Source organism: Couchioplanes azureus (assembly GCF_014648355.1).
In the GTDB taxonomy this organism is placed as follows: domain Bacteria; phylum Actinomycetota; class Actinomycetes; order Mycobacteriales; family Micromonosporaceae; genus Actinoplanes; species Actinoplanes azureus.
The window spans coordinates 1-639 of sequence record NZ_BMQY01000049.1 but is presented as its reverse complement, the minus strand read 5'-3'; the positions used below and the strand labels follow the sequence as shown (position 1 = coordinate 639).

At 66.0% G+C, this 639-nt stretch carries 1 protein-coding gene; it reads right to left on the bottom strand.

Annotated elements, in window-relative coordinates:
* On the bottom strand, positions 1–639 hold a 639-nt coding region (locus IEY99_RS33820), incomplete at both ends, for a cbb3-type cytochrome c oxidase subunit I (RefSeq protein WP_189208200.1).

The window sequence follows — 639 nt, the reverse complement described above, 5'->3', positions numbered from 1 at the left end:
CAGGCCCTTGTAGCCGAAGACCGGCTTGCGGCTGAACACCGGGATGACCTCGGTGATGATGCCGAAGAACGGCAGCGCGATGATGTAGACCTCGGGGTGGCCGAAGAACCAGAACAGGTGCTGCCACAGCATCGGGCCGCCGGTGTCGACGTCGAAGACGTGCGCGCCCAGCACCCGGTCGGCGGCCAGCGCGAACAGCGCGGCGGCCAGGAACGGGAAGACCATGATCACCAGCAGGCTGGTGACCAGGATGTTCCACGTCATGATCGGCATCCGGAACATCGTCATGCCCGGCGCCCGCAGCGTGATGATGGTGGTGATGATGTTGACGCCACCCAGGATCGTGCCCAGGCCGGACAGCGCCAGGCCGACCACCCACATGTTGCCGCCGATACCCGGCGAGTGCAGGTCGTCGCTGAGCGGCGTGTACGCGAACCAGCCGAAGTCGGCCGCACCGCCGGGGGTGAGGAACCCGCTGATGGTGATCGTGCCGCCGAACAGGTACAGCCAGTAGGCGAACGCGTTGAGCCGCGGGAACGACACGTCGGGCGCGCCGATCTGGATCGGCACCACGAAGTTCGCGAAGGCGAACACGATCGGCGTCGCGAAGAACAGCAGCATGATCGTGCCGTGCATGGT